Annotated in this window: 1 protein-coding gene; it reads left to right on the top strand. The window is 43.0% G+C overall.

Annotated elements, in window-relative coordinates; translation table 11 throughout:
* Positions 1–70: 70 nt before the first annotated feature.
* A partial coding sequence (locus tag HT709_RS11490; RefSeq protein WP_172925793.1) for a putative N-acetylmannosamine-6-phosphate 2-epimerase occupies positions 71–621 on the top strand: 551 nt, incomplete at its 3' end.

Genomic DNA, 621 nt, shown 5'->3' with positions numbered 1-621 from the left:
TTGAAAGCGTTTTAATTTTAAGGTATAATAATCTCATAGAAATAAAGAAAAAAGAAAGGGAGGAAAGAGGATGCCACAGATTAGTAAAGAAGCCTTGATTGAACAAATCAAAGATGGAATCATCGTTTCTTGTCAGGCTCTTCCTCATGAACCGCTTTATACAGAAGCGGGAGGGGTGATTCCCTTGCTGGTCAAAGCGGCTGAGCAAGGTGGAGCAGTCGGTATCCGAGCCAATAGTGTTCGCGATATCAAGGAAATTAAGGAAGTCACCAAACTTCCGATTATTGGGATAATCAAACGAGATTATCCGCCACAAGAACCCTTCATCACGGCTACTATGAAAGAAGTTGATGAATTGGCAGAACTGGACATCGAGGTGATTGCTCTGGATTGTACCAAGCGTGAACGCTACGATGGTTTGGAAATTCAAGAGTTCATTCGTCAGGTCAAGGAGAAATATCCTAACCAGCTCTTGATGGCGGACACCAGTACTTTTGAAGAAGGATTGGCAGCGGTCGAAGCAGGAATTGACTTTGTCGGAACAACCTTATCAGGCTACACATCCTACAGTCCAAAAGTGGATGGTCCAGATTTTGAACTCATCAAAAAACTCTGTGATGC

This window comes from Streptococcus sp. 1343 (assembly GCF_013277355.1).
Taxonomy (GTDB): domain Bacteria; phylum Bacillota; class Bacilli; order Lactobacillales; family Streptococcaceae; genus Streptococcus; species Streptococcus pseudopneumoniae.
Note: the sequence above shows the minus strand (reverse complement) of the source record. Positions and strands in the feature narration are given on the sequence as shown.